General features: G+C 73.9%; 15 protein-coding genes. 4 read left to right on the forward strand and 11 right to left on the reverse strand.

What is annotated here, in order from left to right; translation table 11 throughout:
* Positions 1-21: 21 nt before the first annotated feature.
* Positions 22-1,431, forward strand: a complete 1,410-nt coding sequence (locus ACLF3M_RS10490; protein WP_430656865.1) for an alpha,alpha-trehalose-phosphate synthase (UDP-forming) — start codon at positions 22-24, stop codon at positions 1,429-1,431.
* Here the strand turns inward: ACLF3M_RS10490 and ACLF3M_RS10495 are convergent.
* Positions 1,412-4,390, reverse strand: a complete 2,979-nt coding sequence (locus tag ACLF3M_RS10495; protein WP_430656866.1) for a PAS domain-containing protein — start codon at positions 4,388-4,390, stop codon at positions 1,412-1,414. The genes ACLF3M_RS10490 and ACLF3M_RS10495 overlap by 20 nt on opposite strands.
* A gap of 136 nt (positions 4,391-4,526) precedes the next feature.
* Between ACLF3M_RS10495 and pgi the strand changes: the two genes are divergently transcribed.
* The gene (gene pgi / locus ACLF3M_RS10500; protein WP_430656867.1) at positions 4,527-6,149 is read left to right on the forward strand and encodes a glucose-6-phosphate isomerase; all 1,623 of its coding nucleotides are present in this window, start codon (positions 4,527-4,529) and stop codon (positions 6,147-6,149) included.
* On the forward strand, positions 6,140-6,643 hold the full coding sequence (locus ACLF3M_RS10505; RefSeq protein WP_430656868.1) for an RNA pyrophosphohydrolase: 504 nt from the start codon (positions 6,140-6,142) through the stop codon (positions 6,641-6,643). Before pgi ends, ACLF3M_RS10505 begins: the two co-directional genes overlap by 10 nt.
* Here ACLF3M_RS10505 and ACLF3M_RS10510 read toward each other — a convergent pair.
* From ACLF3M_RS10510 to argH, 10 genes are all read right to left on the reverse strand, one after another.
* Positions 6,609-7,142 (reverse strand): hypothetical protein, encoded by a 534-nt coding sequence (locus ACLF3M_RS10510; protein WP_430656869.1) that lies wholly within the window; start codon positions 7,140-7,142, stop codon positions 6,609-6,611. The genes ACLF3M_RS10505 and ACLF3M_RS10510 overlap by 35 nt on opposite strands.
* Positions 7,143-7,168: 26 nt before the next feature.
* Positions 7,169-7,522, reverse strand: a complete 354-nt coding sequence (locus ACLF3M_RS10515) for a hypothetical protein (protein WP_430656870.1) — start codon at positions 7,520-7,522, stop codon at positions 7,169-7,171.
* A gap of 90 nt (positions 7,523-7,612) precedes the next feature.
* Positions 7,613-8,113 (reverse strand): GNAT family N-acetyltransferase, encoded by a 501-nt coding sequence (locus ACLF3M_RS10520; RefSeq protein WP_430656871.1) that lies wholly within the window; start codon positions 8,111-8,113, stop codon positions 7,613-7,615.
* 291 nt (positions 8,114-8,404) lie between these two features.
* On the reverse strand, positions 8,405-11,032 hold the full coding sequence (locus tag ACLF3M_RS10525; protein ID WP_430656872.1) for a DUF4175 domain-containing protein: 2,628 nt from the start codon (positions 11,030-11,032) through the stop codon (positions 8,405-8,407).
* Positions 11,029-12,366, reverse strand: coding sequence for a diaminopimelate decarboxylase (lysA, locus tag ACLF3M_RS10530; protein WP_430656873.1), 1,338 nt, complete (start codon positions 12,364-12,366; stop codon positions 11,029-11,031). Before lysA ends, ACLF3M_RS10525 begins: the two co-directional genes overlap by 4 nt.
* Positions 12,366-13,046, reverse strand: coding sequence for a hypothetical protein (locus tag ACLF3M_RS10535; RefSeq protein WP_430656874.1), 681 nt, complete (start codon positions 13,044-13,046; stop codon positions 12,366-12,368). Before ACLF3M_RS10535 ends, lysA begins: the two co-directional genes overlap by 1 nt.
* 372 nt (positions 13,047-13,418) lie before the next feature.
* A complete protein-coding gene (locus ACLF3M_RS10540; protein ID WP_430656875.1) occupies positions 13,419-13,934 on the reverse strand; it encodes a DUF2852 domain-containing protein in 516 nt (171 codons plus the stop codon).
* 80 nt (positions 13,935-14,014) lie between these two features.
* The gene (locus ACLF3M_RS10545; RefSeq protein WP_430656876.1) at positions 14,015-14,680 is read right to left on the reverse strand and encodes a TetR/AcrR family transcriptional regulator; all 666 of its coding nucleotides are present in this window, start codon (positions 14,678-14,680) and stop codon (positions 14,015-14,017) included.
* 31 nt (positions 14,681-14,711) lie between these two features.
* Positions 14,712-14,837, reverse strand: coding sequence for an LPS translocon maturation chaperone LptM (locus ACLF3M_RS10550; RefSeq protein WP_430656877.1), 126 nt, complete (start codon positions 14,835-14,837; stop codon positions 14,712-14,714).
* Positions 14,834-16,231, reverse strand: coding sequence for an argininosuccinate lyase (argH, locus tag ACLF3M_RS10555; protein ID WP_430656878.1), 1,398 nt, complete (start codon positions 16,229-16,231; stop codon positions 14,834-14,836). The genes ACLF3M_RS10550 and argH overlap by 4 nt, the downstream gene beginning before the upstream one ends.
* A 21-nt stretch (positions 16,232-16,252) precedes the next feature.
* Between argH and ACLF3M_RS10560 the strand changes: the two genes are divergently transcribed.
* Complete coding sequence (locus ACLF3M_RS10560) at positions 16,253-16,822, forward strand: TlpA family protein disulfide reductase (protein WP_430656879.1); 570 nt, start codon at positions 16,253-16,255, stop codon at positions 16,820-16,822.

Genomic DNA, 16,822 nt, shown 5'->3' on the forward strand with positions numbered 1-16,822 from the left:
CGACAGTCCGGCCTCCAGGACATGAGCAGGCTCGTCATCGTCGCCAACCGCGTCTCGGACCCCAGGGAGCGCGGGGCGGCCGCCGGCGGCCTGGCGGTCGGGCTCAAGGATGCCGTGGCACGGCGAGACGCGCTCTGGTTCGGCTGGTCCGGCGCGACGGCCCAGCAGACCGCGACGACGCCGCGGATACAGCGCGCCGGCCGCACGGACTACGCCACCATCGACCTCGGAGAGGCCGACTACCGCCACTACTACCAGGGCTTCTCCAACGCCGCGCTCTGGCCGGTGCTGCATTACCGCCTCGGCATCGCCCGCTTCGCGCGGGAGGACTGGGTGGGCTATCGCCGCGCCAACGCCGCCTTCGCCGCCGCCCTCGCGCCGCTGCTGCGCCCCGACGACACGATCTGGGCGCACGACTTCCACCTCTTCCTCCTCGCCGCCGAGCTTCGCGCGCTGGGTTGCCGGCAGCGGATCGGCTTCTTCCTCCATGTGCCCTTCCCGCCACGCCAGGTCTTCATGGGCCTGCCCAACGCGCAGGCCGTGCTGGCCGCGCTCGCGGCCTGCGACGCGATCGGCGTGCAGACCGAGGACGACGCCGAGAACCTGCGCGGCGCGCTGATTTCCGCCGGCGAGGCGGCGGCGGCGCTGCGCGTCGGCGCCTTCCCCATCGGCATCGACGCCGCGGCCTTCACGACGCTGGCGACGCGGCGCTCCGGCCTGAAAGAGGTCGAGCGGCTGCGCAATTCGCTCGCGGGACGCGTGCTGGCGATCGGCGTGGACCGGCTGGACTACACCAAGGGCCTGCCGCAGCGCATCGCGGGCTTCGGCGCGCTGCTCGCGCGCTTCCCGCGCCACCGCTCGCGCGTCACCTTCCTCCAGGTCGCGCCGGTCAGCCGCGGCGATGTGGCGACCTATCGCGCGCTGCGGCGCGAGCTCGACGAGAGCGTCGGCCGGATCAACGGCCAGCACGCCGAGCCGGACTGGGCGCCGATCCGCTACATCACCCGCGCCGTCGCGCGCCCGACCCTGGCGGGCTACATGCGCCTTGCGCAGATCGGGCTGGTCACGCCGTTGCGCGACGGGATGAACCTGGTCGCGAAGGAATACGTCGCCGCGCAGGACCCGTCCGATCCCGGCGTGCTCGTGCTCTCGCGCTTCGCCGGCGCGGCGAACGAGCTGGACGGCGCGGTGCTGGTGAACCCGCTCGATCCCGACGACATCGCGGAGGCGCTCGACGTCGCGCTGACCATGCCGGCGGAGGAGAGGATGGCGCGCTGGCAGGGCATGGACGCCGCGGTCCGGTCGAACACCGCGGCGGTCTGGTGCCGCAACTTCCTCGCCGCGCTTGAAGGCGAGGCGGAGGTCGCGGAGGCCGGCCAGGCCGGCGGCCGGCGGCGGCTGGCGGAGACCGCTACTCCGCCGCTTTCCTGAACACCCCCTGCAGCGCATCCGCGAGCTGCCCGAGGTCGTACGGTTTCATCAGCCGCGGCGGCGCATCCGGCTGGTCGGCCCAGGCGCCGACATGCCCGGTCGCGAGGATCACCGGCAGCCCCGGCCGGGACGCGCGGATGCGGGCGGCCAGCGCCATGCCCGTCATCCCCGGCATCGCATGGTCGGTCACCACCGCGACGATGTCGCCGCGCGCGGCCAGCAGCTCCAGCGCGGCCTCGCCGCCTTCGGCCGGCACGGGCTCGTAGCCCAGCTCCTCCAGCATCGCCGCGGTGCTCTCCAGCACCAGGTCCTCGTCATCCACGACCAGCACCGCGCCGCGGCCCGTCGCCGCCGGCATCGGCGCCACGCGCGGCTCGGCGGGGAGGAGCCCGACGGGGGAGACCGGCAGCCAGAGCGTCGCCGTCGTGCCGCAGCCCGGCGCGCTGTCCAGCACCAGCGCGCCGCCGGATTGCGCGGCGAGGCCGTCCACCATCGAAAGGCCGAGCCCCGTGCCGCGGCCCGGCCCCTTGGTCGTGAAGAAGGGCTCGACCGCGCGCGCCAGCGTCGCCTCGTCCATGCCGATGCCGGTGTCTGACACCGCGACGATGAGCCAGCGCCCGGGCGAGAGGCGGCCCGGCGCCGCGCCCTCCGCCAGCGCCAGCCGCATCGCGAAGACGCCGCCTTCCGGCATGGCGTCGCGCGCGTTCACCGCAAGGTTCACCAGCGCGAGCTCCAGCGCGTGCGGGTCCACATGCGCCGGCGGCAGCCCTTCCGGCGCGTCGATCTCCAGCGTCACCAGCGGCCCGGCGGACCGGCGCAGCAGCGCCTCCAGCCCCAGTAGCAGGGCGCGCAGATCCACCACGGCGGGCTTCAGGTCCTGCCGCCGCGCGAAGGCGAGGAGACGCTGCGTCAGGGTCGCGCCGCGCTCCGCGGCCTGGATCGCGGCATCGATGTAGCGCGCGACCTCGGTCGAACGGCCCTCCGTCGCGCTCTCTCCCGCGCGCTTGCGGGCGATCGCCAGGTTCGCCAGCACCGCCATCAGCAGGTTGTTGAAGTCATGCGCCACGCCGCCCGTCAGCTGGCCCAGCGTGTCCATCTTCTGCGCCTCATGCAGCAGCGCCTGCGCGGCCTTCAGCGCCGAGACGTCCCGCGCCTCGGCCACCAGCAGCGACACCAGCCCATCCTCGTCGCGCACCGGCGTGACGGAGAAATCGACGGTGACCGGCGCGCCACCGGCGTCGCGCATGGCGGTGTCGCGGCGGGCGAAGCGTCCGGCCGCGGCCTCCGCGATCGCTTCGCGCAGCAGGGCCTGCGTCGCGCCGTCCTCGGGCCACCACGGCGCGTCCCAGTAGGGCCGGCCGACGACATCGGCCTCTTGCGCGCCGCCCAGGCGCAGCATCGCCGCATTGGCCTCCACCACGGTGCCGTCGGGCGACAGCAGGCCGATGAACTGGAAGGTCGCGTTGAAGAGGCCGCGGAATCGCGCCTCGCCCTCGCGCAGGCGGGCATTGGCCTCGGCCAGCGCGCTGGTGCGTTCCGCGACGCGGCGGGCGAGGGTGGCCCGGGCTTCCTCCAGCGCCGCCTGCGCCTGGTGCTGCGCCGTGACCTCGAGCGCGATGCCGAGCAGCCGCGCCGGCCTGCCGTCGGCGCCGGCGCGGGGCTCGGCGCGCACGCCGATCCAGCGCGCGGGCACCGCGCCGGCCAGGCGGAATTCGGCAGCGAAGGGCACGCCGTCGCGTAGCGCCGCGCGGAAGGCGGCGATCACGGCGGCGCGATCGTCGCGATGCAGCGCGCGGCGCACGGCGCGCAGCGGCACGGCGCGCATGCCGCGCGCGGCGCGCACCGACAGGCCCCAGCGGGCGAAGACCTCGCCGATCAGCACGAGCCTGCGGCTCGCGAGGTCGAGGTCCCACAGCCCGAGCCCGCCGCCTTCCTGCGCCAGCCGCAGCCGTGCCTCGCCTTCCTGCAGCGAGGCCAGCAGTGACAGGCGCTCCGTCAGCGCCGCGGTCAGGGCCATGCCGCGCTCCTGCACCGCGCGGCGCGCCTCGGCCTCGCGCCGTCCGGCGCGCAGCGCCGCCCGCGCCAGCACGCCGGCCAGCACAACCGACAGGCCGAAGATCAGGGCGTTGCGCAGCAGGCGCCGCCGGAAGGGCGCCAGCACCTCGTCCAGCGACAGCGCGGCCTCCGCGACGACGGGCATGGTGGGCGCGGCGCGCCAGGCCACCAGGCGCAGGACGCCGTCGGGACCGGTCTCCTCGACGACGCCCTCCGCACCCTCGCGCCTCGGGGCGGGCGGCAGCGGCAGCGAGGCCGGCAGCGGCCAGCGCATCGTCGTCTCGCCGTCGCGGCGCAGCAGCCGGAACTCGGCCGCCCGGCCGAGCGAGAGCTGCTCGCCGATGCGCGCGAAATCCTCGGCATGCAGCGCGACATGCACCACGCCGATCAGCCGCCCGTCCTCGCGGATCGCGCGGTTCAGGGTGAAGGACCAGACGTCGAAGGGCCGCGCGCGCACCAGCGGCGAGAGCGCTTCCGTCGCGCCGCCCCGGATCGCGGCGAAGAAGTCCCGATCCGACAGGTCGATCGGCGGCGGGTCGCGCATCAGGGAGGCCGCCGCGACCCGCCCGTCCGGCCCGAGCAGGACCAGCACGCCGATCTCCGGCGCATCGGCGGCGAGCGCGCGCAGGGCCTCGTGGAGGCCCGGCCCGATCGCGCCCTGCCCTTCCCGCTGCACCAGCGCCTCGGCCCTGATCGCGGTGATCTGCGCGACCCGAAGCGTGCGGTCGGCATGCCCCGCCAGCAGCGCCGCCGTGTTCACCGCCGTGGTGCGGCCCTGGGCCAGCGTCGCCTCGCGGTCGGCGGCGGTCGCCGCGACGAACAGCGCGGCGGCGAGCAGCGCGAAGCCGAGCAGCGACAGCGCGAACCAGCGGCCCGCCGGGGCCGCTGCCGCGTCCTTGCTCACCGAGCCGCTACGACCCTCCCCCATGCCCGTCCCTTCGCAGCGCCGCGCGCCGGCGGTATCTACCTCGTGACTGGGGCCGCACAACGGCCCGCCAGCGCAACATACACGGCTCGCGCCCGCGCGAGAGGGGGTCCGGATGAGCGCAGCGCCCGATCCCGCCTGGGCCGCCGTCGCCGCGCTGGCCGCCGCCCCCGGCGCGGCCTCGGTGCGCGCCCGGCTCGACGCCGATCCCGCCCGCTTCGGCCGCTTCGCCCGCCGCGGCGCCGGGCTGCTGCTCGACCTCTCCCGCACCTCGCTGACGGACCAGGCGCTGGCCGCGCTGCTCGCCTTCGCCCGCGCCCGCGGCGTCGGCGCCTTCCGAGACGCCATGGCGCGCGGCGAGCCCGTGAACTCGACGGAGCGCCGCGCCGCCCTGCACATCGCGCTACGGGCGCCCACCGGGTCCTACCGCGCCGACACCGAGGACGCCTCGGCCGAGGTGCAGGCGACGCTCGACGCCATGCGCCGCTTCGTGCGCGGCGTGCATGACGGCGCGGTCCTCGGCGCCACCGGCGCGCGCTTCACCGATGTCGTCAACATCGGCATCGGCGGCTCCGACCTCGGCCCCGCGATGGTGACGCGCGCGCTGTGGCGCCACGGCATGCCGATGCGCGCGCATTACCTCGCGAACGTGGACGCCCATGCGTGGGAGGCGATGAAGCGCGCCCTCGACCCCCGCTCCACGCTGGTGCTGGTGGCGTCGAAGACCTTCACGACGCAGGAGACCATGACCAACGCGGCGCTGGTGAAGGGCTGGCTGGCGGAGGCGCTCGGTGATGGCACGGGCGCGCATCTCGCGGCGCTGTCCACCAACCTCGCCGCGACCTCGGCCTTCGGCATCGCGCCGGACCGCGTCTTCGGCTTCCGGGACTGGGTGGGCGGCCGCTTCTCCCTGTGGTCGGCGATCGGCCTTTCCATCGCGCTGGCCTGCGGCTGGCAGGTCTTCGACGGGCTGCTCGCCGGTGCGCGCGAGATGGACGAGCATTACCTCACCGCGCCCGACGCGGAGAACCTGCCGCTGCTGCTGGCGGCGACCGAGGTCTGGCACGTGGATGCGCTGGGTTACCCCGCGCGCGCCGTGCTGCCCTATGACGAGCGGCTCGCGCGGCTGCCGGCGCATCTCCAGCAGCTCGAGATGGAGAGCCTCGGCAAGCGCGTCACCGCCGATGGCGCGCCGGCGCCGCTGCCGACCGGGCCCGTGGTGTTCGGCGAGCCCGGGACGAACGCGCAGCATTCCTTCATGCAGCTGATCCACCAGGGCACGACGCCGGTGCCGGTGGATTTCGTGCTGGTCGCCAACCCCGACCACGCCGCCGCCGACAGCCACCGCAAGCTGCTGGCCAATGCACTGGCCCAGGCCGAGGCGCTGGCGCGCGGCCGCACCGAGGCCGAGGCGCGGGAGGAGATGACCCGCGCCGGGATGGCGGCGGCGGAGGTCGCGCGCCTCGCCCCCCATCGCGCCTTCCCCGGCGACCGGCCCAGCGTGACCATCCTGCTGCCGCGCCTGACACCCCGCGCGCTCGGCGCGCTCGTCGCGCTGTATGAGCACAAGGTCGCCTGCCTCGGCGCCTTCTGGGGGATCAATCCCTTCGACCAGTGGGGGGTGGAGCTCGGCAAGCAGCTCGCCGGCGGGATCCTGCCGGCGCTGGAGGGCAAGGGCACCGCGCGCGACGCGGCGACCGCCGCCCTCATCGAGGAGATCCGCGGCGCATGGAGCTGAAGCCGTACCGCCTGAACGTCGGGGCGCTGCTGTTCAACGACGCGGGCCTCGTGCTCGTCGCGCGTCGCGCCGGCATGCCGAACAGCGAGGGTGCGGCCGGCGGCTGGCAGCTCCCGCAGGGCGGCGTGGACGAGGGCGAGGACCTCCGTGCCGCCGTGCTGCGCGAATTGGCCGAGGAGATTGGCACCGCGAAGGCCGAGATCGTCGCCGAGCATCCGGACTGGCTGACCTACGACTTCCCCCCGGAGCTGGCGGAGAGAGGCTTCCGCATCGCGCAGAGATATCGCGGCCAGAAGCAGCGCTGGTTCGCGCTGCGCTTCACCGGCACCGACGCCGACATCCGGCTCGACGCCGACCCGCACCCCGAGTTCGACGCCTGGCGCTGGGCGCGGATCGAGGAACTGCCGGGGCTGGCCGTCGCCTTCAAGCGCGACATCTACGCCGCGCTGGCGCGCGACTTCATGCCCCTGGCGCGTCGTCTCGGCGGGGCGTGAGGAAGATCGCGCGCAGCCGGTCCGCGCCGATCGCCTCCGCGATCTCCCGGTAGCCGAACCAAGGGATCAGGATCATCGCCATCAGCAGGCAGGACGCGGCCGTCTCGAGCCGGCGGCCCCCTAACGCGGCGCGGAGCGCCTGCACCGGCCCCTCGCCATGCCACCAGCCCAGCAGGACATGCTCGATCACCGTGAGCAGGACGAGCAGGGCCAGCGTGGAGAGCGACTTCCACAGCACGGCGAGCATCGGCCGGTGCAGCGGCGACCGCTCCCCCACGCCGACGACGCGACCGAGCAGCATGAACTTGCCGAGCACCAGCGCCTTGATGGCGGCCAGGCCGTACTGGATGGGGGCGGGCCCGGCCTCCTCGAGGATGCTCCAGCGATAGAACAGCAGCGCGGCGAAGCAGACATAGAGATAGGCGGCGATCGCGAGGTATTCGCGGAGCTCGTGCACCAGGCGCTCGCGCGCGGTCGGGCTGCCGCCTGGATGGGCCATGAGGCGTCCTGCGGGTTGGGACCTCGTCAGTACCACATTCCCGCCAGCCATCCATCGAGCGAGGCCGGCACCAGCGAGACCTGCCAATAGCCCAGCGCGCAGCCGACATAGGTCGGGATCGGCCGCAGCCGGCGATGGGCGGCCCGCGTGCCGGCGCCGCCGTCGAGCTGGCTGTCGCGGATCAGCGTGTTGGCGATGGTCCGGCGCATGGAGTCGCGGTAGGGCTGGTCCGGGTCAACCGGCGCGTCGAGCGCGCGCGCGATCGTGAGCTTCTCCAGGGCCCGGCAGGGTTCCCTGGTGCTCTCGTTCATCGAAGGCCAGGCGACGGTCACGACGCCGAGGACCATCACGCCGAACAGCGCGAAAAGGACGCGTCCCACCCCAGGCTCTCCGTTCCGGCCGCGACTCGGCGGCCCGGACAGGCGGAGTCTACGGTTTCGTGATCGGCCCTGGAAGGCGTGCCAGGGCGATCAGAACCGCAGCCGCAGCACCTGCTCCGTCACGCGGACTCCCCAAGTGGTGTCGGGCGCCTCGTGCTCGACGACGAATCCGGCCTGGCGGTACAGGTGCCGCGCCGCGACCAGCCCGTCGAAGGTGGTCAGCCAGACCTCCCGGAAGCCGCGTTCGCGGCAGAAGGCCAGGGCGCCGTCCAGCAGCTGGCGGCCCAGGCCCCCGCGCGCCCGCTCGTCCACGATGAACCAGCGCAGCCGGGCCACCGGGTTTTCCCGCCCGTCGATGGTGATGCTGCCCGCCAGGCCGATCGCGTCGCGCGCAACCCACATCCGACAATCCGGGTGCGGCAGGGCGCGGCCGAACTCGCCGGCCTCGGCGGCGACCTTGGCTTCGAAGGGCATCCCGAAGCCCCAGTGGCGCGCATACCAATCGGCCTGCATCGCCACGACCTGCGCCAGCGAACCGGCGGGCGGGGCATCGGTGATGCGGAGCGACGCGGTGTCGGTCTTCAACAGCATGATCCACTCCCCACACGCCGCCGGTGCAGTGGCGGGGAGGTGGCGGGTCAGCGCCGTCGCCCGGCAGGAGCCGGACGCGACAGGCGGCGATCCGGCCCGGCGCCCTCTCGCCACGCGAAAGCGTGTGGAGGCATGATGCCCGGGGGTTAATAATCTGACAAGCAACTCGCGCCCTAATAGTAAATAGAATCTGAATATCTACCATCGCGCGCGAAGTTAACAACGGTCTGCCAGAAAAAGCTCAAGCACTACCTCAGGTTGCTGCTGCGCAGCACAACGCCGACGCCAGGGTCAGAAACGGCGCAGCAGCCGGTCGATGTAGTCCAGCTCGTCCTGCGGCCGCTCGCGCTCGGCGCCGCGGCGGCGCAGCTCCTCCTGCAGGCGGCGGGTGCGGAGCTGCTCGGCCTCGTCCGGCACACGGGTGTCGGATCCCGTGTCCTGCGCCCCCGGCGCCTCCCGCGTGCGGCGGCCGAGCGGGTCGCGGCCCGGGCCCTGTTCCTGGGCCTGGTCCTGGCCTTCGCCCTGGCCCTGGCCCTCGCCCATCATCTCGCCGGGCTCGTCGCCCTCCTCCTCGCCCTCGCCGTCCTGCTGGCCGAACTGGCGCTGCATCTGCTGCGCCATCTGCCGCGCCCCTTCCTGCAGCTCGCGGATGGCGCGCTGCTGCGCATCGCGGGCGTCCTGCCCCTCGGTCAGCTGTTCCTGCGCCTCCCGCATGGCCTGGTCGGCGCGGCCGAGCTGGGGTGGCACCTCGCCGGTGAGGTCGCCGAATTGCTGCATGACCTCGCCGAGCGCCCGTCGCAGCGCGCGCTGGCTGCGCGCCTCCCGCCCGGCCTCGGTGCGGGCCTGCTGCTCGGCTTCGGCGCGCTGCTGCTGCTGCTGCTGGTCCTGCTGCGGGAGAGGCCGCGCCCAGGGCGAGCGGTTGAGCTGCTGCTGCGCGCGGCGGTCGGCTTCGCGGCGCTGCTGGTCGGCCTCGGCGCGCTGGTGGCCGCTGTCGAGCATGCGGGTCTGGCGCTGCACCATGTCCTGCACCACGCCCATCTGCTGCTCGCCGCGCTGGCGCTGCTGGCGCCGGCGTTCCTGCTGCTCGTTGCGCGCCGTGCGGCCTTCCTCCAGCGCGCGCAGCATCTCCTCGAGCTCGGCAAGCTCGCGCTCGGCGTCCTGCGTCCGGTCCTGCCGGTTGGCTTCGCGCATGCGGTCGGTGCGGCGATCAAGGTCTCGGCGGTCCATCAGCCGGTTCTGCGGGTCGAAGGGCATCGCTTCGGCGTTCTCGCGCTGCAGCCGTTCCGCGAGGGCTTCCAGGTGGCGCCGGATGGCGTCGCGGAGCTCCTGGATGCGGCGGTCGGTCTCCTGACGCTGCTCGGTGTTGCGGTCCTGCCGCTCGCCGCCCTGCTGCTCCTGCCGCTGCGCCTCCTGCTGCTGGCGCTGGGCTTCCTGCAGCGCCTCGCGCAGCTGCTGGCGGGCCTCGGCCAGCGCGCGGGCGGTGCGCTCGGCGCGGCCTTCCTCGAGCGCCAGCGCGGTCTCCCACAGGATGTCCTGCACCTCGCCCACCGCGTCCGCGCGGCGGTCGCGCACCAGCCGGTGGCGGGCGGCGCGGATCGCGAGATAGGTGGTGGTGTCGTGCTCGAAGGCCTCCGGCGCGGCGGCGATGCGATCGAGCTCGCGGCGCGCATCGGCGCGGCCGTCGGGCGCGACCGACAGCGCCTTGCGCAGCGCGATCAGCTGCTGCGCGACGGGATGGGTGAAGCTGCGCTCCGGCAGGGCGATCGCGGCAACGGCCGAGACGCCTTCCTGGCCGGCGCCGTCCTTCGCGCGCAACAGAATCTCGACCTCGAGCCCGGCCCAGGGATGCGCCGAGAGGTCGGGGGCCGAGACGCCGCGGGCCTGGCGGGGCTGGCCGGACAGCGCGATCTCGATGACGTGCGGCGCGGCGTCGGGACGGGCCTTCAGCCGGATCTCGGCGACCAGCGTGGCGACGCCCCAATCGTCCTCGGCCTGCCAGGGCAGGCGCGTCGCCAGGCCCCGGGCCGCGCGGCCGGGCGTCTCGGTGAAGCGCGCGACCGGCGGCTGGTCGGCCTGCACGGACAGGGTCCAGGCCGCGACCTCCTGCGCGTCGCGCCGGATCGACAGCCGCGCGCCCTGCTCCAGCACCGCCTCGGCGCCGAAGGAACGTCCGTCCAGCGCGCGGAAGGGCTGCGCATTGTTGCCGATCTGGAGTTCCGGCGCGCCGCCCGTGCCGCCGGACAGCGCGACCTGGAGCCGGCTGCCCGCGGGGACGCTGACGCTGCCGCCGGCGGGGTCGAGGAAGACGGGCGCCGCGCCGGTATAGGCGGGCGGCGTCACCCAGGCCTCGAGCCGCATCGGCGGCGGCGCCGCGGCGATGGCGACGGGCGGCAGGATAGCGCGGCGCAGCCGCTCCGGCGCCTCCGGCCCTGCGATTACCAGGGCGGCGAGCAGCGAGAGCCCGACCGCGGCGCGCAGCGCGATCGGGTCGCGCGTCGCCAGCCCCGGCCGCGGCAGCCCGACCCGCAGCCGACGGATCGAGGCAAGCGCGCGGTCGCGATGGATCTCCCACACGGCCTGGGCAACGGGGTCGTCGGTCGCCGGCCTGTCGGTCAGCGCCGCCAGCGGCCGGTGCGGCAGGTTGGATGCGCGCTCCAGCCGCCGGTCGGCCGGGTCCGTCCCCGGCCAGGCGAAGCCGCGCAGCCCGCGCCACAGCGCGGCACCGATCCCCGCCGCGACGGCCGCCGCCAGCAGCGGCCGCGCCCAGCCCGGCAGCAGCAGGGGAAGGCCGAGCAGTGCGATGGTCAGCCAGACCCCGAGCAGCCCCAGCGCCGGCCAGATCGCCGGCCAGATCGCCTCCCAGGCCAGGGCCAGGCTGGCGAGGCGGCGACGCCGGGCGAGCGGCCGGCCCTCCATCATGTCAGCCAGTCCGGCACGCTCTGGCCGGCCAGCAGCGCCTCCTGCGTCTGGCGCGCGCGGACCACCGCCAGGCGGTCGCCATCCACCAGGACCTCCGCCGCCAGTGGGCGGGCGTTATAGGTGCTGCTCATCGCGGCTCCGTAGGCCCCCGCATCCAGGAACGCGACGAGGCTACCCGGTTCCAGCGGCGGAAGGCCACGGTTTCTGGCGAAGGTGTCGCCGGTCTCGCAGACCGGCCCGACCACGTCGCAGGGCGAGACGGGCGCGGCGTAGTCCCCGGGCGAGACCGGGATGATGCCGTGCCACGCCTCGTACATGGCGGGCCGCACCAGGTCGTTCATCGCGGCGTCGAGGATCACGAAGCGCCGCATGCCGGTGCGCTTCTGCAGGATGACGGAGGCCAGCAGCACGCCCGCGGGCCCGGCGATCCAGCGCCCGGGCTCGACCATCAGCTTCGCGCCGCTGTTGCCGAGCGCCGCCTTGATCGCGCCGGCGAGCGCCGCCGGCGACGGCGCGGGCTCGTCGCGATAGGGAATGCCGAGGCCGCCGCCGCAATCCACCACCTCGACCGGCAGCGACTGCGCGCGGAGCTCGCGCACGAGCTCCGCCAGCGCGCGATAGGCCGCCGAGTAGGCCGACATGCCGGAGGTGATCTGGCTGCCGATATGCGTGGCCACGCCGACTGCCGCGATGCCGGGGGTCGCCACCATGCGGGCATAGAGCGCAGGGGCGTCCAGGATCGGCACGCCGAACTTGTTCTCGCTCTTGCCGGTGGTGATCTTGGCGTGGGTGCGGGGATCCACGTCGGGGTTGACGCGCAGCGCGACGCGCGCGGTGACATTCAGCGCGGTCGCGACAGCGGAGATCATCGCGACCTCCTCCGCGCTTTCCGCATTGATCTGGCCAACCCCGCGCGAGAGCGCGAAGCGCAGCTCCGCCAGCGACTTGCCGACGCCGGAGAAGACGACATGGGACGGCGCGATGCCGGCCGCGAGGGCGAGCCTCAGCTCGCCCTCGCTGACGATGTCGGCGCCGGCGCCTTCCTTCGCGAGGGTGCGCAGGACGGCGAGGTTGGGGTTGGCCTTGACCGCGAAATGCACCTCGGCCGGCAGCTGCGCGTCGGCCAGCGCACCGCGCAGCGCGTGGTAGCGGCGGCGCAGCGTGGCGGCGGAATAGACCCAGCTCGGGGTGCCGGCTTCCCGCGCGACGCGGGCCAGCGGCACGTCCTCCAGCGTCAGGCCGTCATGGGCGTGCATGGTGAGCTGCGGACGGAGCGCGAGGAGCTCGGCGAAGCTGGGATCCTCGTCCGCGAGGAGGGGAGCGGGGGCGGCCATCACCCCAGGATGGGGCTGCTGGCGGCGTTCGTGAAGGTGGCGCCGTGCCCCGGCCCTATATCCCGGCCTGCTCCAGCAGGAGATCGAGGAAGCGCAGGAAGGCGTCCAGGTCGAGCGTCCAAGCGCCGTCGGCCGGGACGTCGGGGCGTCGCCTGACCGTAGAAGCGGTGGCGGTGGCCGACGAGATCGGCCAGTCGTGCGAAATACTGGAACACGAAGAAGGCCGGCAGGATCTCGACCACCAGCGCGCCGGGCGGGACGCCGCGCGGCGTCGCGACCGTCATGCGGTGGCCGAGGACGAACGCGTTCTCGACGACCCCGACGGCAAGCGCCGGGCGCTCCACGCCGACGACCATGCGCTTGGCGATCCGGCTCACCGTGCCGAGTTGCGCGAGGTCCGACCGGTCCGGCTGCAACGCGGCGAGCCGGATCGGCGGGCGGAACTGGATGCGCATCTCGTCCAGGCCGTTCGCCCTCTGGGGCGGCACGGCGGGCAGGTCATCCAGCGAGAAGCGACGCATCGCGTCGGGCCGGATGGGCTCCGCCGCCGCCAGCGTCTGCAGGTCGTGCACCACGGCTGGAAGGCAGGCCGTCCCGAGCACCGAACCGTCCTCGGCTTCCAGGCGGATCTCGACGGCATGCTCTCCCGGTTGCAGCGGCGCCTCGCAGCGACCCGCCACGACAACGCTCCAGGGGCCGTCCCCGGCCAGCGGGGCGCAGTCCAGCGGGGTTGCGCGCTGGTCCGCCGCGCCGGACGGCCATCGGAGTTGGACGCAAAGCCGGTCCGGCAGCGGCGTGGCGTCGTTCGCATCGATCCGAAGCTCGAAGCGGACGCCGATGACCGGGACGACGATGACGGGCCCGAGGGCGGTCAGGCGGAACGACGTGGGTGGGGCAGCCGGGTCCGGGGATGTCGGACCTTCCGGATCCGGAGATGCGCCCCTACCGCGCGGGTCCGCCTCTCCGTTCGATTCCATCATGGGTTCGGAACCTGGCGGCACCCCGGGGAACGCGCAAGCCGCACGCGCGCCCCCGGGCCGATCGGGCGCGGATCAGGCGCGCGGACGCTCGCGGGACTGCATGAAGCGCTCGAACTCCTCCTGGTCCTTGGCGCGGCGGAGCTGCTTGACGAAGTCGCCGAACTCCGCGGCCTGGGCGTCAAGCTGGCGGCGCTCCTCCTCGAGCCGCGCGAGGACATTGGCGCGGTATTCGTCGAAGGCGACGTTGCCGGTCGAGGCAGGCGCCGACCAGGGGCGCTGTTCCATGGCCTCGCGCATGCGGGCCTTCCAGGGGGCGGTCCAATTGGCAGAGCTGCAGGCCATGGCGGGTCTCCAGAAGAAGAACAGGGCGAGGAGCGCGAGGCCGATCGGCCACCACGCGATGAAGCCGAGGATCATCACCGGCAGGCGCCAGCCGCGAAGGGGATGGCCGCCCCAGGGCGCCCAGCGCGCCGCGCGCGCCTCCCGCCGGGCCGCCTTCCGGCGCTGCTTGTGCCAGCGCCAGGCGAGATCCGGCGGCAGGCCGGCAGGCATCTCGTCGAGGGGCATCGCGGAGGATGCGGCGGACATCAGGTCACGTCTCCTGTGTTGATGTGACGCACATTCACATACGGAGGCGCCGAAGCCATGTCAATGTGATTTACATTGTCTTACTTGAGCAGACGGCCGACCGCGTCCTCCAGCACCTGCTCGGGCGGCGGCGCGCCGGAGCCCGCTGGCGGCATGCCCGCGCGCTCCAGCCCTGCAAGGCCGTGCGAGAGCGCCCAGACCTCGAGCGCGAGCAGCCGGGCCCGGGCGGGGTTGTCGCCTTCGGGCAGGACGCGGGCGATGGCGCCGACGAGGGCGGCGAAGGGCCCATCCTGGGTCTGCTCCCCCGCGCCCTCCGGCGGCGTCGGGTCGCGCCAGGCGAACATGGCACTGTAATAGCCGGGCTCCTCGCGCGCGAAGGCGAGGTAGGCGCGGCCCATGGCGGCGAGGCCCTCGCGCACGCCCTGCCCGACCGTCGCGTCCCGCAGGCGCTTGCCGAAGGCCTCGAAGCCACGGCGGCAGAGCTCCGCGAGCAGCGCGTCCTTGTCCCGGAAGTGCCGGTAGGGGGCGGAGGGCGAGACGCCGGCGAGCCGCGCGGCCTCGACCAGGGTGAACCCGTGCGGGCCGCGTTCGGCCGTGAGCTGGCGCGCGGCCTCGATCAGGGCCTCCCTGAGGTTGCCGTGGTGGTAGCCGCGACGGCAGAAGCCGGCGAAGGGGGCTTCGCCTTCCGCGCGGCGCCGGCCCCAGGGGCCGAAGGAAGGACCGCGCGATGTGTGGCCACGTGACATCGGGCTACCATGCCAGACCGGCGGCCCGGCGTCAGCGGTTCGGGTAGGTCCGGGGATAGGTGACCTGGTCGGGCGGGCCGGGCGGCCTGATGTCGCCGGCCCGCCCGCAGGCAACCAGCAACAGCGCCAGCGCGCCGAGGGCGAGGAAGCGCGTCATGCCAGCCTTTCCTTCCACTCCGCCGCCATGCGGGCGACGTTGGCCGGCGCGGTGCCGCCGAAGCTGGTGCGCGACGCGACCGAGGCCTGCACGGTGAGGACGTCGAAGACGCCCGCGTGGATGCGCGGCTCCACGAACTGCATGTCGGCCAGCGTCAGCTCCGACAGGTCCGCGCCCTTCTGCTCCGCCAGCGCGACCAGCCGCCCGGTGACGTGGTGGGCGTCACGGAAGGGGAACCTCAGCTCCCGCACCAGCCAGTCCGCGAGGTCCGTCGCGGTCGAGAAGCCGGCGCCGGCGGCTTCCGCCAGTCGCTCGGCCTGCGGGGTCATGTCGCGCACCATGCCGCCGATCGCGGCGAGGCAGAGCGCCAGGTTCTCCGCGGCGTCGAAGATCGGCTCCTTGTCCTCCTGCATGTCCTTGAAATAGGTCAGGGCGAGGCCCTTGAGCGTCGTCAGCATCGCGACGAGGTTGCCGAGCATGCGGCCGACCTTGCCGCGCACCAGCTCCGCCGCATCGGGGTTGCGCTTCTGCGGCATGATCGAGCTGCCCGTGGTGAAGGCGTCGGAGAGCTTGACGAAGCCGAAATAGGGGTTCGTCCAGATCACGATCTCCTCCGCGAAGCGGCTGAGATGCGTGGCGCACATCGCGCAGGCGAAGAGGAACTCGGCCGCGAAGTCGCGCGACGCCACGCTGTCCAGGCTGTTGCGCGTCGGGCCGTCGAAGCCGAGCGCCTCGGCCGTCATGTGGCGGTCGATCGGGAAGCCCGTGCCGCAGAGCGCCGCCGCACCCAGCGGGCTCTCGTTGAGGCGCCTGCGGCAATCCGCGAGCCGCCCGCGGTCGCGCGACAGCATCTCGACATAGGCCAGCAGATGATGCCCGAGCGTCGTGGGCTGCGCGGGCTGGAGGTGTGTGAAGCCCGGCATGACGGTCGCGGCATGCTCCGCCGCGCGGTCCACCAGCGCGCGCATGACGTCCGCGACCTGCGCATCCAGCCCGTCGATCGCGTCCCGGGTCCAGAGCCGTACGTCGAGCGCCACCTGGTCGTTGCGGCTGCGGCCGGTGTGCAGGCGCTTGCCGGCCTCGCCGATGCGCTCGGTCAGGCGGGCCTCGATGTTCATGTGGATGTCCTCGAGCGCCTCCGAGAAGGCGAAGGACCCGGCCTCGATCTCCTTGGCGATCGCGTGCAGGCCGTCGCGGATGGCAGCCTCGTCCTCGGCGCTGATGATCCCCACATGGGCCAGCATGGCGGCGTGGGCGAGGCTGCCGCGGATATCCTGGCGCCACATCTTGCGATCGAAGCCGATGGAGGCATTGATCTCCCGCATGATGGCGCCAGGCCCCTCGGCATAGCGGCCGCCCCACAGGGAGTGACTGGTCTTGGTGTTGTCGGCCACGGAAGGGAGTATCCTCGGTTGATGCGGCGCAGAGGCCTGCTCACGCTCGGCGCGTCACTGGCCACCGGCATCGCGGCGCGTCAAGCGTTGGCGGCCGGAGCGGATGGCGGCCTGTCGCGGCTGCGCGAGACGCCGGCGGGCAAGCCGATCCCCGAGAACCTGGTCTTCCTCGACGCCGAGGGCCGGGAAACCCGCTTCGACGCCTTCCGCGGCCGCGGCCTGGTCGTGAATTTCTGGGCGACCTGGTGCCCGCCCTGCGTGGCCGAGATGCCCGCGCTCGACCGGGCGCACGCCGCGCTGGCGCGCGAGGGCATCGAGATCCTCGCGCTGTCCTCCGATCGCGGCGGCAAGGCGCAGGTCGAGCCCTTCTACCAGCGGACGGGCGTCAAGAACCTCGCGATCTGGCTCGACCCCCGCGGCGCGGCCGGGCGGGCCTTCGGGGTGCGGGGGCTGCCCACCACCATCATCCTCGACCGCACGGGCCAGGAGGTCGCGCGGCTGGAAGGCGAGGCCGACTGGGACCGGCCCGAGCTGCTCGCCGCGATCCGCCGCCTGGTGCGCGGGCCGGCGCCGACCACGACACAGAGCTGA

The sequence above is a fragment of the Falsiroseomonas sp. HW251 genome, from assembly GCF_050563545.1.
Lineage (GTDB): Bacteria > Pseudomonadota > Alphaproteobacteria > Acetobacterales > Acetobacteraceae > Falsiroseomonas.

Coding starts and splice junctions, on each gene's coding strand:
- ACLF3M_RS10560 (WP_430656879.1), top strand. CDS start 16,253: ATGCGGCGCAGAGGCCTGCTCACGCTCGGCGCGTCACTGGCCACCGGC.
- ACLF3M_RS10545 (WP_430656876.1), bottom strand. CDS start 14,680: ATGTCACGTGGCCACACATCGCGCGGTCCTTCCTTCGGCCCCTGGGGC.
- ACLF3M_RS10490 (WP_430656865.1), top strand. CDS start 22: ATGAGCAGGCTCGTCATCGTCGCCAACCGCGTCTCGGACCCCAGGGAG.
- pgi (WP_430656867.1), top strand. CDS start 4,527: ATGAGCGCAGCGCCCGATCCCGCCTGGGCCGCCGTCGCCGCGCTGGCC.
- ACLF3M_RS10505 (WP_430656868.1), top strand. CDS start 6,140: ATGGAGCTGAAGCCGTACCGCCTGAACGTCGGGGCGCTGCTGTTCAAC.
- ACLF3M_RS10540 (WP_430656875.1), bottom strand. CDS start 13,934: ATGTCCGCCGCATCCTCCGCGATGCCCCTCGACGAGATGCCTGCCGGC.
- ACLF3M_RS10525 (WP_430656872.1), bottom strand. CDS start 11,032: ATGATGGAGGGCCGGCCGCTCGCCCGGCGTCGCCGCCTCGCCAGCCTG.
- ACLF3M_RS10520 (WP_430656871.1), bottom strand. CDS start 8,113: ATGCTGTTGAAGACCGACACCGCGTCGCTCCGCATCACCGATGCCCCG.
- ACLF3M_RS10510 (WP_430656869.1), bottom strand. CDS start 7,142: ATGGCCCATCCAGGCGGCAGCCCGACCGCGCGCGAGCGCCTGGTGCAC.
- ACLF3M_RS10550 (WP_430656877.1), bottom strand. CDS start 14,837: ATGACGCGCTTCCTCGCCCTCGGCGCGCTGGCGCTGTTGCTGGTTGCC.
- lysA (WP_430656873.1), bottom strand. CDS start 12,366: ATGGCCGCCCCCGCTCCCCTCCTCGCGGACGAGGATCCCAGCTTCGCC.